Source organism: Pseudomonas sp. XP1 (assembly GCF_053557675.1).
The window spans coordinates 1-19,626 of sequence record NZ_JBNRIJ010000024.1 but is presented as its reverse complement, the minus strand read 5'-3'; the positions used below and the strand labels follow the sequence as shown (position 1 = coordinate 19,626).

Here is a 19,626-nt window from a genome sequence, read left to right as displayed (position 1 = left end):
GGGGGGCTATTTTGGAGAAACAAAATGACCGAATTCACTCTGAACGCCCAAGCGCGTACTGACCTGGGGAAAGGTGCGAGCCGCCGCCTGCGTCACTCCGCGAACATCCCAGCCGTTGTCTACGGTGGTAACCAGGACGCCCAGTCCCTGACCATCCTGGCCAAGGAAATCACCAAACTGTTCGAAAACGAGGCTGCCTTCAGCCACGTTCTGGAACTGAACGTCGACGGCGCCAAGCAAAACGTCGTGGTCAAGGCTCTGCAGCGCCACCCGGCAAAAGGTTTCATCATGCACGCCGACTTCGTTCGCGTCGTTGCTGGCCAGAAACTGACCGCCAAGGTACCGGTTCACTTCATCAACGAAGAAGCCCCGGTCAAGAAAGGCGGCGAGATCTCCCACGTAGAAGCCGAGATCGAAGTTTCCTGCGAAGCCAAAGACCTGCCTGAGTTCATCGAAGTCGACCTGGCCAACGCTGAAATCGGCACCATCATCCACCTGTCGGACCTGAAAGCTCCGAAAGGCGTAGAGTTCGTAGCTCTGGCCCACGGTGATGACAAAGCTGTTGCCAACGTTCACGCTCCACGCGTTGCTCCAGAAGCAGAAGGCGCTGCCGAGTAATCCACTCGCACGCCGGCGTTGATCGGGTTACAGTGCCGCGCGCCCTGTAACCCACCAACTCCAAGGAAGAGCCCCTGACGTGACCGCCATCCAGTTGATCGTCGGCCTGGGTAACCCCGGCCCCGAATACGAACAGACCCGGCATAACGCAGGGGCTCTTTTCGTTGAACGCATTGCCAGCGCCCAGCGCGTCTCGTTGACCGCTGACCGCAAGTATTTCGGCCTGACGGCTAAGTTCAGCCATCAGGGCAACGACGTTCGTCTGCTCATCCCCACCACCTACATGAACCGTAGCGGCCAGTCCGTGGCGGCCTTGGCCAATTTCTTCCGCATCAAGCCGGAAGCGATCCTGGTGGCGCATGACGAACTCGACCTGCCCCCAGGCGTCGCCAAGCTCAAGCGCGGCGGTGGCCATGGTGGGCACAACGGCCTGCGCGACATCATCGCGCAGCTCGGCAACCAGAACGACTTCCACCGCCTGCGGCTTGGCATCGGCCACCCGGGCGACGCCAAACTGGTCTCCAACTTCGTCCTGGGCCGCGCGCCGCGCGCCGAGCAGGAGAAGCTCGACGCCAGCATCGATTTTGCCCTCGGCGTGCTGCCGGACGTGCTTGCCGGCGACTTCGCCAAGGCGATGCGCGAGCTGCACAGCCAGAAGGCCTGATTTCCTTTAGAGAGGGGAATACCCATGGGTTTCAATTGCGGCATCGTCGGCCTGCCCAACGTCGGCAAGTCCACCCTGTTCAACGCCCTGACCAAGTCTGGCATCGCGGCGGAGAACTTCCCCTTCTGCACCATCGAGCCTAACAGCGGCATCGTGCCGATGCCCGATGCGCGCTTGAATGCACTGGCTGAGATCGTCAAGCCAAACCGCATTTTGCCGACCACCATGGAGTTCGTGGACATCGCCGGCCTGGTGGCTGGTGCCTCGAAAGGCGAAGGCCTGGGCAACAAGTTCCTCGCCAACATCCGCGAGACCGACGCCATTGCCCACGTGGTGCGCTGCTTCGAAGACGAGAACGTGATCCACGTTTCCAACAGCGTCGACCCCAAGCGTGACATCGAGATCATCGACCTCGAACTGATCTTCGCTGACCTCGACAGCTGCGAGAAGCAGCTGCAGAAGGTTGCCCGCAACGCCAAGGGCGGCGACAAGGAAGCCCTGGCGCAGAAGGCCATCCTCGAGCAATTGATCCCGCATTTCACCGAAGGCAAGCCTGCGCGCAGCCTGATGAAGAACATGAGCGCCGAAGACAAGGCGGTCATCCGCGGCTTCCACCTGCTGACCAGCAAGCCGGTCATGTACATCGCCAACGTGGCCGAAGACGGCTTCGACAACAACCCGCACCTGGACGTGGTCAAGGCCATCGCCGAGGAAGAAGGCGCGGTGGTTGTGCCGGTGTGCAACAAGATCGAAGCGGAAATCGCCGAGCTGGAAGATGGCGAAGAGAAGGACATGTTCCTCGAGGCCCTGGGCCTGGAAGAGCCTGGCCTGAACCGCGTTATCCGCGCTGGTTACGAGCTGCTGAACCTGCAGACCTACTTCACTGCCGGCGTGCAGGAAGTACGCGCCTGGACCGTGCGCGTCGGTGCCACTGCACCACAAGCCGCTGGCGTGATCCACACCGACTTCGAAAAAGGCTTCATCCGCGCTGAAGTGGTGGCCTATGACGACTTCATCCAGTTCAAGGGTGAGAGCGGTGCCAAGGAAGCCGGTAAATGGCGTTTGGAAGGCAAGGACTACATCGTCAAGGACGGTGACGTGATGCACTTCCGCTTCAACGTCTAAGCGCCAGACTGCAGTACCCGCAAACCCCTTGAGGCCAACGCCTCAAGGGGTTTTGTTTTTTCTGGCATCTGGCAAGCGGCACGCGCCCCCTGTGGGGGCGGCTTTAGCCGCGAAGAATCCAACGCAGTGGATGGCACCGGCTGCGCCGGTGCTCGCGGGCATGCCCGCTCCTACAGGTACCGCGCATTTTCTGGACATCGCATCAAACCTGCAGGAGCGGCCTTGTGTCGCGATAGGGCCGCAAAGCGGCCCCGAAATTCAGCATCTAAGCTGTGATTCAGCACCCTCCCCTGGACGCACGCCCATGCCTGAAAAACCTCGCCTCGACTGGCAACGCTGGTTACCCGGCCTGGTCACCCTGCTTCATTACCAACCCGCCTGGCTGCCCAAAGACATCGCCGCAGGCCTGGTGCTCACCACCATGCTGGTGCCGGTGGGCATCGCCTATGCCGAAGCGTCTGGCGTACCCGGCATCTACGGCCTGTACGCCACCATCATCCCGCTGCTGGCCTATGCACTGTTCGGCCCCAGCCGCATCCTGGTGCTAGGCCCGGATTCGGCGCTGGCCGCGCCGATCCTGGCGGTGGTGGTGCAGTACGCCGCCAGCGACCCGCAACGGGCAATCGCCATCGCCAGCATGATGGCCCTGGTGGCCGGGGCGTTCTGCGTGATCGCCGGTTTGCTGCGCCTGGGCTTCATCACAGAGTTGCTGTCCAAGCCGATCCGCTATGGCTACATGAACGGCATCGCCCTCACGGTGCTGATCAGCCAGTTGCCCAAACTGTTCGGCCTGTCGGTCGACAGCCAGGGCCCGCTGCGAGATACCTGGAACCTGATCCAGGCCTTGCTCGCTGGCCAGGGCCATTGGCCAAGCTTCGTGGTCGGCGGCGGTAGCCTGGCGCTGATCCTGCTGCTCAAGCCGTTCAAGCGCCTGCCGGGCATTCTCATTGCTGTGGTGCTGGCCACGCTGGCGGTGAGCCTGCTGGGGCTCGACCAGCAAGGCGTTAAAGTACTCGGCGAACTGCCCCAGGGGCTGCCCAGCTTCGTGTTCCCCTGGGTCAGCGATATCGACCTGGTGGAGGTGCTGCTCGGCGGCATCGCGGTGGCACTGGTGTCGTTCGCCGATACCAGCGTGCTGTCACGTTCCTACGCCGCGCGCATGAAGACCCCGGTCAACCCCAACCAGGAAATGTTCGGCCTGGGCGTGGCCAACCTGGCCTCGGGGCTGTTCCAGGGCATCCCCATCAGCAGCAGCTCGTCACGCACCCCCGTGGCCGAAGCGGCCGGCTCGCAGACCCAGCTCACCGGCATCATCGGCGCGCTGGCGGTGACGCTGTTGCTGCTGGTGGCGCCCAACCTGATGCAACACCTGCCCAACAGCGCCCTGGCGGCGGTGGTGATTGCCGCAGCGTTGGGCCTGTTCGAGTTCGCCGACCTCAAGCGCATCTTCCGCATGCAGCAATGGGAGTTCTGGCTGTCGTTCACCTGCTTCGTCGGTGTAGCGGTATTCGGGGCCATTCCCGGTATCTGCATTGCCGTGGCGATATCGGTGATCGAGTTCCTGTGGGACGGCTGGCGGCCGCATCATGCAGTGCTGGGACGGGTGGATGGCACCCGCGGTTACCATGATGTGCAGCGTTATCCACAGGCCCGACGCATTCCGGGGCTGGTGCTGCTGCGTTGGGATGCGCCGCTGTTCTTTGCCAATGCCGAGCAGTTCCAGGGCACGGTGATGGCGGCGGTAGATGCATCGCCTACCCCGGTACAACGGCTGGTGATCGCGGCAGAGCCGGTGACCAGCATCGATATCACCTCGGCGGACATGCTCGCCGAACTGGACCGGGCACTGGAGGCCCGGGGGGTGGAGTTGCAGTTTGCCGAGATGAAGGACCCGGTAAAGGACAAGATGCGGCAGTTCGAGTTGTTCGAGCATATGGGAGAGTCGGCGTTTCATCCCACTGTTGGGGCAGCGGTGGATGCCTACCTGGAAGAGAGTGGGGTTGACTGGAAGCCCTAGGTTTTCCCTGCTGGCCTCTTCGCGGGCACGCCCGCTCCCACAGGTACAGCGACAACCTCGAGAGTTGTGCGATCCCTGTGGGAGCGGGCGTGCCCGCGAAGAGGCCAGTACAAAAGAGCTAAACAGTCCGAACCCGCCGCCGATCAATCCATATGAGCATGGCGCTAGCGTACACCGACACCGCCAGAAACAGCGCCATGCGCACGGCAAAGGCGCGGTACACATCCTGCCCGCCCGCGCTGTCCTGCACCGACTGCCCCAGCAAGATCAGCATGGTCGTCAGGCAACTCACCCAATAAGCCGGGCTTTGCCTGGTATCAACCGCACGGTAGAGCCTGCGCCCCTGCCAAAGGACGAAAAGCAGCACCCACAGGAAAAACATCCACAGGTGCACGAACAGGCTCAACGCGCCCCACGTCAGTATCGCCAGCAACCCGGCCAGCAAGGTCGAGCCGATCAGCTCGCGGCTGGCATGCCGCGCGCGGGTCTCGCCGGCCTGCTGCCCCAGGCTCACTGCCTTCATGATCAGCGGCATGTACTGGTCCGGGGCAATCAGCGCCAGCAAAAAGGCCGGCATGACGATCAGCGTGGCACGCAAGGCGACCCAGCTCACCTGATCACTGTCGAGCAGAGGCGGTGCCGGTTGCGCCGGCGCATCAGCCGGCTCTGGAAACAGCACATGCGCTGCCGCGGTACCCAGCACCGCCAGCAGCATGCCTTTGGCCAGCGCTTCGACCACAGACAGTGCCAGGCTGAAGTCGCTGGTGCCGGCGGCAGCGATCATGGTCAGGCCGATCACCAGCAAATTGGCCAGCAGGCCGTTGCCCCCTTTCAGCGCATAACGCAAGGTCAGGAAGACCCCTACCCCTACCAGCAACACTCCACTCACCGGGGCATGGCGCAGCAGCGGAATCAGCAGCAGCCCGCTGCCGCAAGCAAGCAGCACCAGCACCGCCAGAGCCGGTGCCGCACGCAGGGGCAAAGGCTGGCTGCGCATGGCCAGCAACAGCACCGCGAACACCGGCGCCAGAATCGGCACCGGCAGGCCGATGCCGAAACTCACCGCCAGGCACAGCGCCACGCCCCAGGCCAGGCGCAGGGCGCGCAGGCGGCGCAGCTCAATAGGCATACGACAGCCAGCTCATCAGCCACATGAACAGCCGGCCCAGCAGGTTCAATGGGTTGCCCTCGCTTGGCAGGGCCATGACTTCGGCCTGGCCGCCGACCCGCAATCCGCTCTTGTCCTGCAACTGGTCACGCTCCAGTTCGACGATCACCGGGAAGCGCTGCGCAGAGCGCAGCCACTCGCGGCTGTTCTGCACTGTCGGCAACGTGCCCGGCGGGGTACTCTGGCCCACGCTCACGCCGTAGCCGATGCTGCGAATGCGCCCCTTCAACACCGTGCCGGGCAGCGCATCGAGCACTACCAGCACCGGGGTTTCAGGGCGCAGCCGACCGAGGTTGTTCTCGGTCATGTCGGCACTTATCCACACGTCATGGATGGCGATCAGGGTCATCATCGGGCTGCCGGCGCCGACGTAGTGGCCAACGTCAGTGCGCAGGTCCGTGATCAGCCCGTTTGCATCGGCGCGTACAACGGTGCGCGCCAGGTCCAGCCGGGCTTTTTCCACATTGGCCGCCGCACTGCGCAGTTGGGCGTTGTCGTCCTGCGCCCCGCCCTGCTGCTCACGGGCCCGCTCCACTTCGGCACGGGCTGCCGCCACCTGGCTGATGGCCTGGTCGCGGCTGGCCTGGGCGCCCTCAAGGCGGCGCACCGAAACCGTGCCCGGGTCCTCATCGATCAGGCGCTTGAGCCGCTCGGCGTCCTGCCGCGCCTTGCGCTCGTTGGCCTGGGCCGCCACCAGCGCCGCCTGGGCCGAGTCGATGCCAGCGGTGTGGGCGCCGATCTGCCGGCGTACCGCGTCCAGGTCGGCTTCGGCGCGGGCCAGGGCGATGCGGTACTGTTCCTGGTCCAGTTCGAACAGCACATCGCCCTTGCGTACTTCCTGGTTGTTGCCTACCGCCACACGCTTCACCTGCCCGGCCACCTCGGCACTCACCGGCACCACGTAAGCCTGCAGGCGGGCCTGCTGGGTATAAGGCGTGAAACGGTCGGCCAGCAGGTACCACAGCAGGCTCACGGCAATCAGCAGCAGCACCCAGCGCATGCCGCGATCGGCGGCTGGCGGGGGGGGCGTCGGCATGGCGTCGCTCATTTCGTTTCACCTTGTGCATGTGCGCTGGGGGGTGGCTCGTCGAGCAGTTCGCCCCAGTCGGTGCGTTGCTGCATCTGCTTGCGGGTGGCCGGGTCGATCGGTGCGCGACTGGCGTCCCAGCCGCCGCCGAGCGCCTTGTACAACGTCACCAGGCTGCTGACGGCATTGCCCCGGCTGACCAGGTAGCCGTCCTGTTGCTGCAACAGCAGTTGCTGGGCGTCGAGCACGCGCTGGAAGTCGGCAAAGCCTTCGCGGTACTGCGAGCTGGCCAGGTTCAGCGAGCGCTGCGCGGCCTGCGAGGCCTGGTCGCGGATGCTTGCGCTCTGCAACGAACGCACCAGCCCGCTGGCGGCATCGTCGGCCTCGCGGGCGGCTTCGCGCACGCCCTGGTGATACAGCTCGATCAGCTGCTGCAAGCGGGCATCTTCCACGCGCACGGCGTTCTTGCGCCGGCCGTAGTCGAACGGGTTCCAGATCAGGCTGGGCCCGGCGGCGATGTCGAATGTGTCGGGCAGGTGATTGGCCGTGACGAAGCTCCAGCCGATGCTGCCCAGCAGGCTCAGCTGTGGATAAAGGTCGGCCTCGGCCACCCCGACCAGCGCCGACTGCGCCGCCACCGCCTGCTCGGCGGCGCGGATGTCCGGGCGACGCTGCAGCAGGCTGGCGGGCACGCCCTGCAGCACGGCACGGTCCGGCAACGGCAACTGGCCGTGGCCGGCATCCAGCTGTGGCAGCGGCCCGGGCGGCCGGCCCAATAGCGAGCACAGCACATTGCGCAGGGCATTGAGCTGGTTCTGGAACTCGGGGATGGTGGCCTGAGTAGCCAGGTACTGGGTGCGCGCCTGTTGCCAGTCGAGTTCGTCGTTTTCGCCATGACGGAACAGCCGCTCGGTTATCTCCAGGCTACGCGCCTGGCGGCGGGCGTTTTCTTCGGCGATATCCAGCCGCGCCTCGGCGGTGCGCAGGGCAAAGTAGGTGTCAGCCACCTGCGCACGCAACAGCAGCATGGCATCGGCGTAATTGGCCTGTGAGGCGAAGTAGGCGGCGTCGGCGCTTTCGATGGCGCGGCTGAAGCGCCCCCAGAAGTCGATTTCCCAGCCAATGTCGAAGCCCGCGCTGGATTGCCAGAACACCGAATCGCGGGCGGTGGACGTGCCGGACTGGTCCTGTTTCAGGTACAGGCTCTGGGCGCGCAGCTGCTGCAGCTGTGGATAACGCCCGGTCTGCACGATGGCCAACTGGGCGCGGGCTTCGGCAATGCGCAAGCCGGCCACGCGCAGGTTGCTGTTGTTGGCATCGGCCTCGGTGATCAAGGCGTCCAGGGCCGGGTCGGCGAACACGGCCCACCACTGGCGCAGGTCGGGCGCCGCGGCCTGCTGCCCGGCCTGCTCCAGCAGCGGGGTGTTCCAGGTGCTCAGCCACGGGTCTTGGGGCGGCTGGAAATCGGGACCGACCTGGGTACAGCCCACCAACGTGGCAGCCAGGCTCAGTGCACAACCACAGAGGCGTCCGGGCATGGCAGGCCCTGGCTCACGCCGACGGCTCGACGGGGTTTTCCGGCACCTGCAGCGCCACCCATTGCCAGAACAGCACATAAGTAACGCCAAGGATCACCGGGCCGAGGAACAGGCCGATGATGCCTTTGACCACCATGCCGCCCAGCGCCCCGATCAGCACCACCGGCATCGGCACGTCCACCCCGCGCCCCAGCAGCAGCGGCTTGAGCACGTTGTCGGCAAGCCCGGCGACGAAGGTATAGATGGCGAAGATGATGGTCGCCACGGTAAAACCTTCGACATTGAATACGTAGATTATCACCGGCACCGTGATCAACGTGGCCGGTGCCTGGGCAATCCCCAGCATGAGGATGACGATGGCCAGCATCCCGGCCCCCGGCACCCCTTTGATGACAAAGCCGACACCGATCAGCAGCATCTGGATGAATGCGATGCCGATCACACCCTGAGCCACCGCGCGAATGGTGGCGGTGCACAGTTTGGCCAGTGGCTTGCCGCGCTCCTCGCCCGACACCCGCATGGCTATACGCTGCGCCGCGATTTCGCCGCGGTCACCGAACGCCATGATAATGCCCGAGACGATGATCGCCGCAATGAACAACAGGAACGCGCCGCCTGCGCTGGCCGCCGCCCCCAGCACCGTGCGCCCGGCACCCTTGAGCTGGGGCATCCACTGGTTCAGCACGCCGGCCATGTTTTCCGAGGCTGCCAGCCACAGGGCATGCACCTTCGGCCCGATCAGCGGCCAGGCAGCCACCGAATCGGGAGGTGCCGGCACGGTCCAGGCCCCGCTCTTGAGCAGCGTCACCAGGCTGTCTACCGACTCGCCGATGGACATCACAACCAGGTAGATCGGCACCAGCAGCACGACCAGTACCAGCAGAACGACCAGCGTCGCCGAAAGCCCGTCCTTGAGCCCTGTGCGGCGCTGGATGCGGCAATATAACGGGTACAAGGTCACCGCCAGGATCACCGACCACAGCATCAGCTCCAGAAACGGCTGGAACGTCTGGAAGGCGAAAACCACCAGCGCAGCCACCAGGCCGGCTTTGATGAGCACATCGAGCAAGCCCCGCGACAGGCGGCTGTCCAGCTTGATACCCGGTTGCATGCTTCACCTCCGAACTCCAGGTGCGCCATGTGGCGCGATTCAGTGGCCCGCTTCAGGGGTTGCCCGCGAGGGGCTGTCGTCACGCAACTGCCGCGCCAGCGCCATCATTACCAATGGCACTACCGCCATCGACAAGGTGATGGCCAGCACCAGCAGGTCATGCACCTGCTGCGCCAGCACCTGATGGTCCAGCGCCAGCTTGAACACCACGAAGGCAAACTCGCCACCAGACGCCAGCACCACACCCAGGCACAACGCCTGGGCCTGGTTGAGCCCACCCGCCATGCGCCCCAGGCCATATAGCAGCGGCAACTTGATGACCACCAGCAGCAGGGTCAGCCCCAGCACCACCAAGGGCATACCGAACAGCAGGCGCAGGTCGGCGCTCATCCCCACGCCAACGAAGAACAGCCCCAGCAGCAAACCCTTGATGGGCTCGATCTGGGTTTCCAGTTCGTGGCGGAAAGGCGACTCGGCCATCAATACACCCGCCAGAAATGCCCCCAGCGCCATCGACACACCCACGTGCTCCATCACCCAGGCGGTGCCCAGCACCACCAGCAAGGCGGTAGCGGTCGACAGCTCGGGCAGGCCCGAACCGACTGTCCACTTGAAGACAGGAGTCAACAGGTAGCGGCCAAAGATGATCAGCACACCTATGCCAACCACCACCGCCAGCACCGGCCAGGCACCTTCGTCGGCGGTGCTGACATCACCGCCGAGCAGCGGCACCACGGCAATCAACGGGATCGCGGCAATGTCCTGGAACAGCAGGATCGCCACGGCCAGGCGGCCGTGTGGCTTGCCCAGGTCCTTGCGCTCGGCCAGTACCTGCAGGCCAAACGCGGTGGACGACAGCGCGAGGCCCAGGCCCAGCACGATGGCAGCCGGCTTCGACTGGCCGAACAGCCAGTACGCCAGCAGGCCAAGCACCACAGCGCTCAGGCCCACTTGTAGCGAGCCGACGCCAAACAGCGCCCGGCGCATGCTCCACAAACGCCGTGGCGACAGCTCCAGGCCGATGACGAACAGCAGCATCACCACACCCATCTCCGACAGGCGTGCCACGTTATCCGGGTTGTTCAGCAAGCCAAATACCGATGGCCCTATCAGGATGCCCGCCAGCAGATAGCCGGGCACCGCCCCCATTTTCAAACGCTGCGCCAGCGGTACAAGAAGCACCACGGCCAGCAGGAACACCACCGTCGCCTGCAACAGGCTGCCGTCATGTGGCATAGGCTCGCACCCTCGCTGATCCCCGCGGGGAAAGATCAGAAACGCTCTTCGACGACTTTGAATGGGTAGTTGACCGCCTTGTATTTGCCGATCTTGCCGCGCTTGGGCAATTTCACCTGCCCGTCGCGGGTGATGTCCTTGTAGGGGATGCGCGTCAGCAGATGGCTGATGATATTCAGCCGGGCACGGCGCTTGTCGTTGGAATGGGCCATGAACCACGGCGCCCAGGACGAATCGGAGGCGGCGAACATGTCGTCGCGGGCCCGGGTGTATTCATCCCAGCGGGTGTACGACTTGAGGTCCATCGGCGACAGCTTCCACAGCTTGCGGCCATCGTTGATGCGGTCCTGCAGGCGGCGGGTCTGCTCTTCGGCGCTGACCTCCAGCCAGTACTTGATGAGGATGATCCCCGACTCGACCATCATCTTTTCGAACAGCGGCACCACGGTGAGAAACTTGCTGCTCTGTTCTTCGCTGCAGAAGCCCATCACCCGCTCGACACCGGCGCGGTTGTACCAGCTGCGGTCGAAGATCACTACCTCGCCTGCGGCAGGCAGGTGGCCCAGGTAGCGTTGCACATACATCTGGGTCTTTTCCCGCTCGGTCGGTGCCGGCAGCGCCACCACGCGGAATACTCGCGGGCTGACGCGCTCGGTAATGGCCTTTATGGTACCGCCCTTGCCGGCGCCATCGCGGCCCTCGAAGACAATGCACACCTTCAGGCCCTTGGCCACCACCCACTCCTGCAGCTTCACCAGTTCCACATGCAGCTGCTTGAGTTCCTTCTCGTACGCCTTGCCGCCCAGTTTCTCCGGCTGGTCCTTGGGGTCTTTCTTCCTGGACGACTTCGACATGGCACTCTCCTGAGGGCGAATGAAGAGTCAGTATGGTCGATCCATGGCAGTTTGCCGCTTCGCTTGTGGATTTCGCTGGCTTGCTTCTATCTCATTGATTCTGCGGGTGCTTATGGGTGTTCCGGGGAGGGTGTGGGAGCGGGTTTACCCGCGAATGCGTCATTGAAGCTACCGACGCATTCGCGGGTGAACCCGCTCCCACAGGGTATGCGATGCCTTCGTGGCCAGATTACTTGGCCAGTTTGTTGTAGCTGGTCATCAGGTTGCGGTAGTCCGGAATATGGTTGGAGAAAAGGGTCCCCAGCCCTTCGATATCGTTGCGCCAGTCACGATGCAGCTCGCAGGCCACGCCGAACCAGGTCATCAGTTGCGCCCCGGCGGCCTCCATGCGCCGCCAGGCCGAGTCACGAGTCAGTTCGTTGAAGGTGCCGGAGGCATCGGTGACGACGAATACCTCGAAGCCCTCCTCCAGCGCCGACAGTGCCGGGAAGGCCACGCACACTTCGGTCACCACGCCGGCGATCAGCAACTGCTTCTTGCCGGTGGCCTTGACGGCCTTGACGAAGTCCTCGTTGTCCCAGGCGTTGATGTTGCCAGGCCGGGCGATGTACGGGGCGTCGGGGAACTGCTCTTTCAGTTCGGGCACCAGCGGGCCGTTGGGGCCGGTTTCGAAACTGGTGGTGAGAATGGTCGGCAGCTTGAAGTACTTGGCCAGGTCCGACAGGGCCAGGACGTTGTTCTTGAAGCGGTCGGGGTCTATGTCCCTTACCAGCGAGAGCAGGCCGGTCTGGTGATCGACCAGCAGCACGGCGGCGTTGTTCTTGTCCAGACGCTTGTATTGAAAGGCCATGACGGTTCTCCTTGCTTCAGCGGGTTGGGAATATCAGCGTAGGCAAGGATGAAAGGTGGATGGGACCGTCAGTCGGTTCGCCTGCCGAGGCCGGCGATGGGGCCGCATGGCGGCCCCTGCAATGCTCAGCCGAGCACCTTGCCAGCCACCTCATCGGCCGCCGCCTTGGTGATGGCGACGATCTTTTCGGCATCCTCCTGGTTCAGCACCAACGGCGGTGCAAAGCCGAGAATGTCACCATGCGGCATGGCCCGGGCGATCATCCCACGCTCAAGGCAGGCTGCCGACACCTGTGGCCCGACTTTCAACGCCGGGTCGAACGCCGTGCGCGCCTCGCGATCGGCCATGAACTCGACTGCGCAAAGCATGCCGTCACCCCGTACTTCACCCACCAGCGGGTGGCCTTCGAAGGTTTCGCGCATGCGCCGGTTCAGGTAAGCCCCCACCACTTCGGCGTTCTCGGTCAGGTTCTCGCGCTCGAGAATATCCAGGTTGGCCAGCGCCGCCGCCGCGCAGATCGGGTGCCCGGAGTAGGTCCAGCCGTGGCCCATGGGGCCGGCCTTCTGCGAGCCTTCTTCGATCACGTTCCACACCTTCTCGCCAACGATCACGGCCGACAGGGGCGCATAGGCGCTGGTCAGGCCCTTGGCCGTGGTGATCAGGTCCGGGCGAATGTCGTAGCGCTGGCTGCCCATCTTCGAGCCCAGGCGGCCGAAGGCGCACACCACTTCGTCGGCGATCAACAGCACGTCGTAGCGATCGAGCACGGCCTGGATAGCCTTCCAGTAGCCCTTGGGCGGCACGATGATGCCACCGGTGCCCATCAGCGGCTCGCCAATGAACGCGGCGACGGTATCGGGCCCTTCGGCCAGGATCAGTTGCTCCAGTTCGTCGGCGCAATAGCGCACGAAGGCCTGCTCATCCATGCCGGCCGGTGCCTTGCGGTACCAGTGCGGGCAGACCGTATGCTTGACGCCTTCCACCGGCAGGTCGAAATGCTGATGGAAGCTGGGCAGGCCGGTAAGGCTGCCGGTCATGATGCCCGAGCCGTGATAGCCGCGGTCGCGAGAGATGATCTTCTTCTTGAGTGGGCGGCCGAGGATGTTGTTGTAGTAGCGCACCAGCTTGACCTGGGTCTCGTTGGCATCGGAACCCGACAGGCCGTAATAGACCTTTTTCATCCCGGCCGGCGCCCAGTCGATGATGCGGCTGGAAAGCTCGATGATCGCCTCGGTCGAGTGGCCGACGTAGGTGTGGTAATACGCCAGCTCCTTGGCCTGGCGATGGATGGCGTCAGCGACCTCGGTACGCCCGTAACCGATGTTCACGCAGTAAAGGCCGGCAAAGGCATCGATCAGTTCGCGGCCTTCATGGTCACGCAGGCGGATGCCCTCGGCACCGGTGATGATCCGGCCCTTGAGCGCGCCGCTGGCGTGGTCATGGGCGTGGGTCGAGGGGTGCATGAAGTGGGCGCGGTCCTGTTCGAACAGCTGGTTGAATTCTTGGCTCATGGCAAACACTCCTTAGAACTGACCGTGGTGGTGCAAGCAAACGTATTTGGTTTCGACGAAGGGCTCGAAGCCCTCGCTGCCGCCTTCGCGGCCCAGGCCCGAGGCCTTCATGCCGCCGAACGGGATAGGGTGGCCGGTGAACTTGACGCCGTTGATCGCCACCATCGCGTGGTCGAGCCGGCGCACCAGCGGGTGCACGACATCGAGGCGGTTGCCGACGATGTAGGCAGCCAGGCCGTATTCAGTGTCGTTGGCCATGGCGATGGCCTGCTCCAGCGTGTCGAATGGCATGACCCCGGCAATCGGCGCGAAGTTTTCTTCCTGGTAGATGCGCATCGCCGGCGTCACATCGGCGAGCACCGTCGGCTGGAAGAACCAGCCCCCCAGCGCATGGCCCTCGCCACCGACCAGGCGCCGGGCGCCACGCTGCAGGGCGTCCTCGACCCGGGCCTGGGTGGCATCGAAGGCGGCCTGGTGCATCAGCGGGCCGACCTCCGTGGCTGTCTCCTCGCCATCGACCATCGCCGGGCCAACCTTCAGCGCCCGCACCGCTTCGGCAAAACGCGCCAGAAATGTTTCGTACAACGGCCGCTGCACCATGATCCGGTTGGCCGCGCAGCAGTCCTGGCCAGACGTCTGGAACTTGGCTGCCACGGCCACCCGCACGGCCAGCTCCAGGTCGGCATCGGCGCAGACGATGAACGGCGCATTGCCGCCCAGCTCCAGCGCCACTTTCTTCACATCCTGAGCCGCGGCTTGCAGCACCAGCTTGCCCACCCGGGTCGAGCCGGTGAAGCTGACCGCCCGCACGCGGCTGTCGCGCACCAGGGTTTCCATGGCCATTTGCGGCTCGCCGATCACCACGTTGAATACCCCCGGCGGGAAGCCGGCGTCCTCTGCCAGCTGGGCCAGGGCCAGCGCCGAGAACGGTGTTTCGTGGGCCGGCTTGACCACCACCGTGCAGCCGGCCGCCAATGCCGCAGCCGCCTTGCGGGTGATCATGGCGCTGGGGAAGTTCCATGGGGTGAGCAGCGCGCAGACCCCGACGGGCTCCTTCAGCGTACTCAGCTGGGCACCCGGAATATGGCTGGGGATGGTCTGCCCGTTGAGGCGCCGGGCCTCCTCGGCAAACCAGGGGATGAAGCTTGCCGCATAGGCGATTTCACCGCGTGCTTCGGCCAGCGGCTTGCCCTGCTCCTCGCTGAGAATGCGCGCCAGAGCCTCCTGGTGCTCGAGCATCAATTCGGCCCAACGCCGCAACAGCGCAGCGCGGCTGTCCAGGCTCTGCTGGCGCCAGGCCGGGAAAGCCCGCTGGGCGGCATCCACCGCGGCAACGATCTGCTCATGGTCGAGCAGAGGCACATGGCCGATGACCTGGCGGTTGGCCGGGTCATGCACGGCGATGCTGTTGCCGCTGTGGCTGTGCAGCCATTGGCCATCGACGTGGCACAGGCTGTTGAATGGGTAGTGGTGTGACATGACTGTTCTCCATACCTCGTTGTCGTGGCGCCAGGTTCAGGCCAATACGTCTGCGATTACCGCCAGGGTGTCGCCGCACTGCACCAGGCCGGGAAAGTGCCGGGCTGCGAGCAAGCCATTGCGTCGGGCGCAGTACTCGACCGGGGCGCTGCCGGTGCGGCGGATGTCATGGATACGGGCGATCACCTCACCCTGGCTGACCGTTTCGCCCAGGTCGCGGCACATCTCCAGCAATCCGTCGTGCTCGCTGGCGATGAAGCAATCGCCATCGGGCATGTCCAGCAGGGTTGTCTCGCCCTGCTCCAGTTCGCCGGCGAGGATGCCGGCGTGAATCAGCACATTGCGCACGCCGCGCTCCGCCAGGGCCACGCTTTTCGCCGTGGAGGTGCCACCACCGCCCAGTTCGGTGGTGATGAACACCTTGCCCTGCTCTTCTGCCGCGGTGTCGTACATCGCCTGCGCATCCAGCTCGAGCATGCGCATGCTGTAGGGCGCGGCGAAGGCCTGCATGCCAGCTTCACAACGGGCCTGCTGGGCCTTGTCGGGCAGCACATGGCATGCAGCGAACGGCAGGAAGTCGAGGGTGCGACCACCGGAGTGGATGTCCAGGACGATATCGGCCAACGGCAGCAGGGTGCGGCGGAAATAGTCGGCGATCTTTTCCGTCACGCTGCCATCGGGCCGGCCAGGGAAGCTGCGGTTGAGGTTGCCCCGGTCGATCGGCGAGGTGCGGGTGCCCGCCTGGAACGCCGGTGTGTTCATGAACGGCACGATGATCACCCGCCCGCTTATCTGCCCGGCCTGCAGCTGCTGGGCCAGCTTGCTCAGCGCCACCGGGCCTTCGTATTCGTCACCGTGATTGCCACCAGTGAGCAAGGCTGTCGGGCCATCGCCGTTCCTGACCACCGTCAGCGGAATCATCACCGCACCCCAGGCCGAGTCGTCACGCGAGTACGGCAGCTTGAGGAAGCCGTGCTGCACGCCGTCCTGCTCGAAATCCAAGGTACAGGTGATGGGGTTGGCCACCGTGGCGGCGGCCTGTGCAATCGCATTCATGGGTCAATCCTTCACGAACAGCTGGCGCGGCACGTTGCACAGGGTCTCTACCCCGGTCTCGGTGATGAGGATGCTTTCGGTGATCTCCAGGCCCCAGTCGTCCATCCACAGCCCCGGCATGAAGTGGAAGGTCATGCCCGGTTGCAGCACGCTGGTGTCGCTCGGGCGCAGGCTCATGGTGCGCTCGCCCCAATCTGGCGGGTAGCTGATACCGATCGGGTAACCACAACGGCTGTCCTTGTGGATGCCGAACTTCTCCAGTACGCGGAAGAACGCCCTGGCGATGTCACCGGTGGTGTTGCCCGGCCGCGCGGCATCAAGGCCGGCCGCGATACCTTCGACCACCGCCTTTTCGCCATCGAGAAAGTGTTGCGGCGGCTTGCCCAGGTACACGGTGCGCGACAGCGGGCAGTGGTAGCGCTTGTAGCAGCCGGCAATCTCGAAGAACGTGCCGGCGCCGCGGGTGAACGGTGAATCGTCCCAGGTCAGGTGCGGCGCGCTGGCATCCGCGCCGGTCGGCAACAACGGCACGATGGCCGGGTAGTCGCCGCCATGGCCATCGACACCGAGGATGCCGCTGCGGTAGATCTCGGCCACCAGCTCGTTCTTGCGCATGCCGGGCTCGATGCGTTCGAGGATGCACCCGTGCATCTGTTCGACGATGCGCGCGGCGATACGCATGTATTCGATTTCCTGCGGCGACTTGACGGCCCGCTGCCAGTTGACCAGCCCGGCGGCATCGCTGAAACGCGCCTGTGGCAGGTGCTTGCACAGCGCCTGGTAGGCCGCCGCGCTGAAGTAGTAGTTGTCCATCTCCACGCCGATGCTCAGGCCGCCCCAGCCCTTGGCCAGAATCACCTCCTGGCACAGGTAGTCCATCGGGTGACGCTCGCGTGACTGCACATAGATGTCCGGGTAGCCGACGATGTTGTCGTGCTGCATGAACACCGTGCGCCGTGCGCCATTGGCGTCCTGGCCGCGGCCAAACCAGATCGGCTCGCCATCGAGCGCCAGCAGCACGCACTGGTGCACGTAGAACGACCAGCCGTCATAGCCGGTGAGCCAGGCCATGTTAGAGGGATCGGTAACCAGTACAAGCTCCAGACCCTGTGCCTGCATGGCAGCGCGGGTCTTGGCCAGGCGCTGGGCGTACTCCTGCCGACCGAACGGCAGGTTGACCACTGTTTGTGACATGCGGATGCCCTTCTTGTGAGTGGGTTGCGAAAGCTGTCAGCTGTGAAACGCCAGGCCTTTGTCGGCGGCGATTGCGCGTTCGAAGGCAAGGTTGGCGATTGCGGTGTCCTGGGCCCCGGTGCCGGTCAGGTCGCACAGGGTGACCTCATCGGCCTGTACCCGGCCCGGGTACAGCCCGGCGATGATCTGGCCCAGCTCGGAATGAACGGCCTGCTCGCTGACCGCGCCAGCGCGCAAGGCATGGTGCAGTTCGCCCAGCACGCGGGTCTGGCTCAGGCGGTCGGCGACATAGCGGTCGAGCCGGGCCAGGGCCGTGGGCGCGATCTCGTTCTTGTGCTCGGCATCCGAGCCCATGGCAGTGATGTGCAGCCCCGGTTGCAGGTGATGCGGCTGGATCAGCGGCTCGCGGCTGGGGGTGCAGGTGATGGCGATATCGACCGACTGCATGGCCTGGTCGACAGTGTCGCAAGCCTGTACCTGCAGTTGCCCATCGCGCCCCAGGTCATCGCATAACGCTGCGGTTCTCTGCGCATCGCGCCCCCACACCTTGACCTGTTCGATCGGCCGCACCAGGCGCAGTGCCTGCAGCTGCAGGCGTGCCTGTTCGCCACTGCCGATCAAGGCCACGCTGCGGCTGTCCTGCCGCGACAGCCAGCGTGCAGCTACCGCACCGGCTGCAGCGGTGCGCACGGCGGTGAGGTAGCCATTGTCGAGGAGCAAGGCATCGAGCAGGCCAGTGCGGGCCGACAGCAGCATCATCATGCCGTTGAGGCTGGGCAGGCCAAGCTTGGGGTTGTCGAAAAAGCCAGGGCTGACCTTGATCGCGAAACGCTCCAGCCCTGGCAGGTAGGCGGTTTTCACGTCTACCTCGCCGTTGTGCTCGGGCACATCCAGGCGCAGGATCGGCGGCATCGCCACCTTTGCCGTGGCAAGCAGGGCAAAGGCCTGCTCGATGGCATCGATCGCGTTGCGATCGAGGGTGATGCAGCTACGCAGGTCGGCTTCGCTGAGCAAGGTGATGGCCGGCATTCGAATACCTCCAGTGAAGGAAACTTGAATTTCAGGCGTCGCCGCCGTTGATGACGCGCTGATGCTGTGCGCTGTCGACGTTGCGCCCGCTGACCACCACCACGACCGGGCCGCGGGCCGTCACAAGGCCGTCGAGCAGCGCGGCGATGCCGACTGCGCCGGCACCTTCGAGTACCAGCCGTTCGTGCTGATAGGCGTGGCGCATGCCGTTGGCGATCGACGCTTCCGGCAGCAGGTGGAGTTGGTCGAGCAGACGCTGGGTCATGCTCAGGGTGTGCTGGTTGTCCAGGCCGATACCGCCGCCAAGCGAGTCGGCCAGGGTTGGCAGCTCCTCGACTTCGACCGGGCAACCGGCCTGCAGGCTGGCGTACATCGCCGCGCCACGCTGCATGCTGACGCCATGGGTGGTGAGCGCCGGCTTGATGCTTTTCATGGCCAACGCCACACCCGCGAACAGGCCACCACCGGAGAGCGGAATCAGCACCTGCTCCACCTCGGGCAACTGCTCGATGATTTCCAGGCCCAGCGTGCCCTGGCCAGCGATGACCTGGGGGTGATCGAAAGGTGGAATCAGCGTTGCGCCCTGTTGCTCGGCATGTTGGTGCGCGGCCTGCTGGGCGTCGTCCTGGGAGTGGCCGACGATGCACACTTCGGCGCCCAGATCGCGGATGGCCTGGACCTTGTTGGCTGGCACCAGTTGCGAAAGAAACACGGTTGCCTTCACACCCAGTTGCGCAGCAGCGTGGGCCACCGCCCGGCCGTGATTACCGGTGGAAGCCGTAACCACGCCGCATGCACGTTGTTCCGCGTTCAGTGCGGCGATGGCATTGCTGGCGCCACGCAGCTTGAAGCTGCCGGTGGTCTGCAGGGCTTCGAGCTTCAGGTAGACCGGCGTGCCCAGGTGCCGTGACAGGCTGGGGGAAAGTTCCAGCGGCGTGCTGCGCACCAGGCCGTGGATACGCTGGCGGGCGAGGTAGAGATCGTGAAGCGAGAGCGCTGACATGACCGGGACCCAACAAGTGAGCTGATGTTGGGCGGAGTGTATGAGGCGAAAATTGTCGTGATGAATGTACTAGGGCAATTTGCCGGGGAATTTGTTTTTTCCTGCAGCGGCCTCTTCGCGGGCACGCCCGCTCCCACAGGTTTGGC

At 64.6% G+C, this 19,626-nt stretch carries 17 protein-coding genes; 4 read left to right on the top strand and 13 right to left on the bottom strand.

The annotated features are described in order from the left end of the window. The first annotated feature begins 24 nt into the window (after nt 1-24). The 4 genes from ACK1U9_RS18715 to ACK1U9_RS18700 all read left to right on the top strand — a co-directional run bounded on the left by ACK1U9_RS18715 (nt 25) and on the right by ACK1U9_RS18700 (nt 4,424). Nucleotides 25-618 (top strand): 50S ribosomal protein L25/general stress protein Ctc, encoded by a 594-nt coding sequence (locus tag ACK1U9_RS18715; protein ID WP_013970896.1) that lies wholly within the window; start codon nt 25-27, stop codon nt 616-618. 79 nt (nt 619-697) lie between these two features. Continuing rightward, entirely contained in the window at nt 698-1,282 is a 585-nt protein-coding gene (pth, locus tag ACK1U9_RS18710) for an aminoacyl-tRNA hydrolase (protein ID WP_008099045.1), read from the top strand. Nucleotides 1,283-1,306: 24 nt separating this feature from the next. Next, on the top strand, nt 1,307-2,407 hold the full coding sequence (ychF, locus tag ACK1U9_RS18705; RefSeq protein WP_013970895.1) for a redox-regulated ATPase YchF: 1,101 nt from the start codon (nt 1,307-1,309) through the stop codon (nt 2,405-2,407). Nucleotides 2,408-2,711: 304 nt separating this feature from the next. Further along, a complete protein-coding gene (locus ACK1U9_RS18700) occupies nt 2,712-4,424 on the top strand; it encodes a SulP family inorganic anion transporter (protein WP_046616008.1) in 1,713 nt (570 codons plus the stop codon). Nucleotides 4,425-4,542: 118 nt separating this feature from the next. Here ACK1U9_RS18700 and ACK1U9_RS18695 read toward each other — a convergent pair whose 3' ends face one another. The 13 genes from ACK1U9_RS18695 to eutB all read right to left on the bottom strand — a co-directional run bounded on the left by ACK1U9_RS18695 (nt 4,543) and on the right by eutB (nt 19,480). After that, entirely contained in the window at nt 4,543-5,553 is a 1,011-nt protein-coding gene (locus ACK1U9_RS18695) for a DUF2955 domain-containing protein (protein ID WP_108480145.1), read from the bottom strand. Next, nucleotides 5,543-6,640, bottom strand: a complete 1,098-nt coding sequence (locus ACK1U9_RS18690; RefSeq protein WP_085601906.1) for an HlyD family secretion protein — start codon at nt 6,638-6,640, stop codon at nt 5,543-5,545. The genes ACK1U9_RS18695 and ACK1U9_RS18690 overlap by 11 nt, the downstream gene beginning before the upstream one ends. Further along, entirely contained in the window at nt 6,637-8,157 is a 1,521-nt protein-coding gene (locus ACK1U9_RS18685; protein ID WP_046616005.1) for an efflux transporter outer membrane subunit, read from the bottom strand. The genes ACK1U9_RS18690 and ACK1U9_RS18685 overlap by 4 nt, the downstream gene beginning before the upstream one ends. A 13-nt stretch (nt 8,158-8,170) precedes the next feature. Continuing rightward, complete coding sequence (locus ACK1U9_RS18680; RefSeq protein WP_046616004.1) at nt 8,171-9,268, bottom strand: AI-2E family transporter; 1,098 nt, start codon at nt 9,266-9,268, stop codon at nt 8,171-8,173. 39 nt (nt 9,269-9,307) lie between these two features. Next, nucleotides 9,308-10,504 carry a monovalent cation:proton antiporter-2 (CPA2) family protein gene (locus ACK1U9_RS18675; RefSeq protein ID WP_108480146.1) on the bottom strand — a complete coding sequence of 399 codons (1,197 nt, stop codon included), beginning with the start codon at nt 10,502-10,504 and terminating at the stop codon, nt 9,308-9,310. A 35-nt stretch (nt 10,505-10,539) separates the two neighbouring features. Further along, on the bottom strand, nt 10,540-11,358 hold the full coding sequence (gene ppk2, locus ACK1U9_RS18670) for a polyphosphate kinase 2 (protein ID WP_085601903.1): 819 nt from the start codon (nt 11,356-11,358) through the stop codon (nt 10,540-10,542). A 229-nt stretch (nt 11,359-11,587) separates the two neighbouring features. After that, nucleotides 11,588-12,208, bottom strand: a complete 621-nt coding sequence (gene ycaC, locus ACK1U9_RS18665) for an isochorismate family cysteine hydrolase YcaC (RefSeq protein WP_010951959.1) — start codon at nt 12,206-12,208, stop codon at nt 11,588-11,590. Between the two features lie 125 nt (nt 12,209-12,333). Beyond that, nucleotides 12,334-13,719 (bottom strand): aminotransferase, encoded by a 1,386-nt coding sequence (locus ACK1U9_RS18660; RefSeq protein ID WP_449110087.1) that lies wholly within the window; start codon nt 13,717-13,719, stop codon nt 12,334-12,336. A gap of 12 nt (nt 13,720-13,731) precedes the next feature. Continuing rightward, the gene (locus tag ACK1U9_RS18655; protein WP_342247956.1) at nt 13,732-15,198 is read right to left on the bottom strand and encodes an NAD-dependent succinate-semialdehyde dehydrogenase; all 1,467 of its coding nucleotides are present in this window, start codon (nt 15,196-15,198) and stop codon (nt 13,732-13,734) included. 36 nt (nt 15,199-15,234) lie between these two features. Continuing rightward, nucleotides 15,235-16,254: a N(2)-acetyl-L-2,4-diaminobutanoate deacetylase DoeB gene (gene doeB, locus ACK1U9_RS18650; protein ID WP_085601900.1), complete on the bottom strand. Its 1,020-nt coding sequence runs from the start codon at nt 16,252-16,254 to the stop codon at nt 15,235-15,237. Between the two features lie 3 nt (nt 16,255-16,257). Further along, entirely contained in the window at nt 16,258-17,448 is a 1,191-nt protein-coding gene (gene doeA / locus ACK1U9_RS18645) for an ectoine hydrolase DoeA (protein WP_449110086.1), read from the bottom strand. 36 nt (nt 17,449-17,484) lie between these two features. Then, the gene (gene eutC, locus ACK1U9_RS18640; RefSeq protein WP_046616761.1) at nt 17,485-18,477 is read right to left on the bottom strand and encodes an ectoine utilization protein EutC; all 993 of its coding nucleotides are present in this window, start codon (nt 18,475-18,477) and stop codon (nt 17,485-17,487) included. A gap of 31 nt (nt 18,478-18,508) precedes the next feature. Next, nucleotides 18,509-19,480 (bottom strand): hydroxyectoine utilization dehydratase EutB, encoded by a 972-nt coding sequence (eutB, locus tag ACK1U9_RS18635; RefSeq protein WP_338460099.1) that lies wholly within the window; start codon nt 19,478-19,480, stop codon nt 18,509-18,511. Nucleotides 19,481-19,626 lie beyond the last annotated feature (146 nt).

Excerpts from the sequence above, each read along its gene's own strand:
- ACK1U9_RS18715 (WP_013970896.1), top strand. The coding sequence starts at position 25 with ATGACCGAATTCACTCTGAACGCCCAAGCGCGTACTGACCTGGGGAAA.
- ychF (WP_013970895.1), top strand. The coding sequence starts at position 1,307 with ATGGGTTTCAATTGCGGCATCGTCGGCCTGCCCAACGTCGGCAAGTCC.
- ACK1U9_RS18700 (WP_046616008.1), top strand. The coding sequence starts at position 2,712 with ATGCCTGAAAAACCTCGCCTCGACTGGCAACGCTGGTTACCCGGCCTG.
- ACK1U9_RS18695 (WP_108480145.1), bottom strand. The coding sequence starts at position 5,553 with ATGCCTATTGAGCTGCGCCGCCTGCGCGCCCTGCGCCTGGCCTGGGGC.
- ACK1U9_RS18690 (WP_085601906.1), bottom strand. The coding sequence starts at position 6,640 with ATGAGCGACGCCATGCCGACGCCCCCCCCGCCAGCCGCCGATCGCGGC.
- ACK1U9_RS18685 (WP_046616005.1), bottom strand. The coding sequence starts at position 8,157 with ATGCCCGGACGCCTCTGTGGTTGTGCACTGAGCCTGGCTGCCACGTTG.
- ACK1U9_RS18680 (WP_046616004.1), bottom strand. The coding sequence starts at position 9,268 with ATGCAACCGGGTATCAAGCTGGACAGCCGCCTGTCGCGGGGCTTGCTC.
- ACK1U9_RS18675 (WP_108480146.1), bottom strand. The coding sequence starts at position 10,504 with ATGCCACATGACGGCAGCCTGTTGCAGGCGACGGTGGTGTTCCTGCTG.
- ppk2 (WP_085601903.1), bottom strand. The coding sequence starts at position 11,358 with ATGTCGAAGTCGTCCAGGAAGAAAGACCCCAAGGACCAGCCGGAGAAA.
- ycaC (WP_010951959.1), bottom strand. The coding sequence starts at position 12,208 with ATGGCCTTTCAATACAAGCGTCTGGACAAGAACAACGCCGCCGTGCTG.
- ACK1U9_RS18660 (WP_449110087.1), bottom strand. The coding sequence starts at position 13,719 with ATGAGCCAAGAATTCAACCAGCTGTTCGAACAGGACCGCGCCCACTTC.
- ACK1U9_RS18655 (WP_342247956.1), bottom strand. The coding sequence starts at position 15,198 with ATGTCACACCACTACCCATTCAACAGCCTGTGCCACGTCGATGGCCAA.
- doeB (WP_085601900.1), bottom strand. The coding sequence starts at position 16,254 with ATGAATGCGATTGCACAGGCCGCCGCCACGGTGGCCAACCCCATCACC.
- doeA (WP_449110086.1), bottom strand. The coding sequence starts at position 17,448 with ATGTCACAAACAGTGGTCAACCTGCCGTTCGGTCGGCAGGAGTACGCC.
- eutC (WP_046616761.1), bottom strand. The coding sequence starts at position 18,477 with ATGCCGGCCATCACCTTGCTCAGCGAAGCCGACCTGCGTAGCTGCATC.
- eutB (WP_338460099.1), bottom strand. The coding sequence starts at position 19,480 with ATGTCAGCGCTCTCGCTTCACGATCTCTACCTCGCCCGCCAGCGTATC.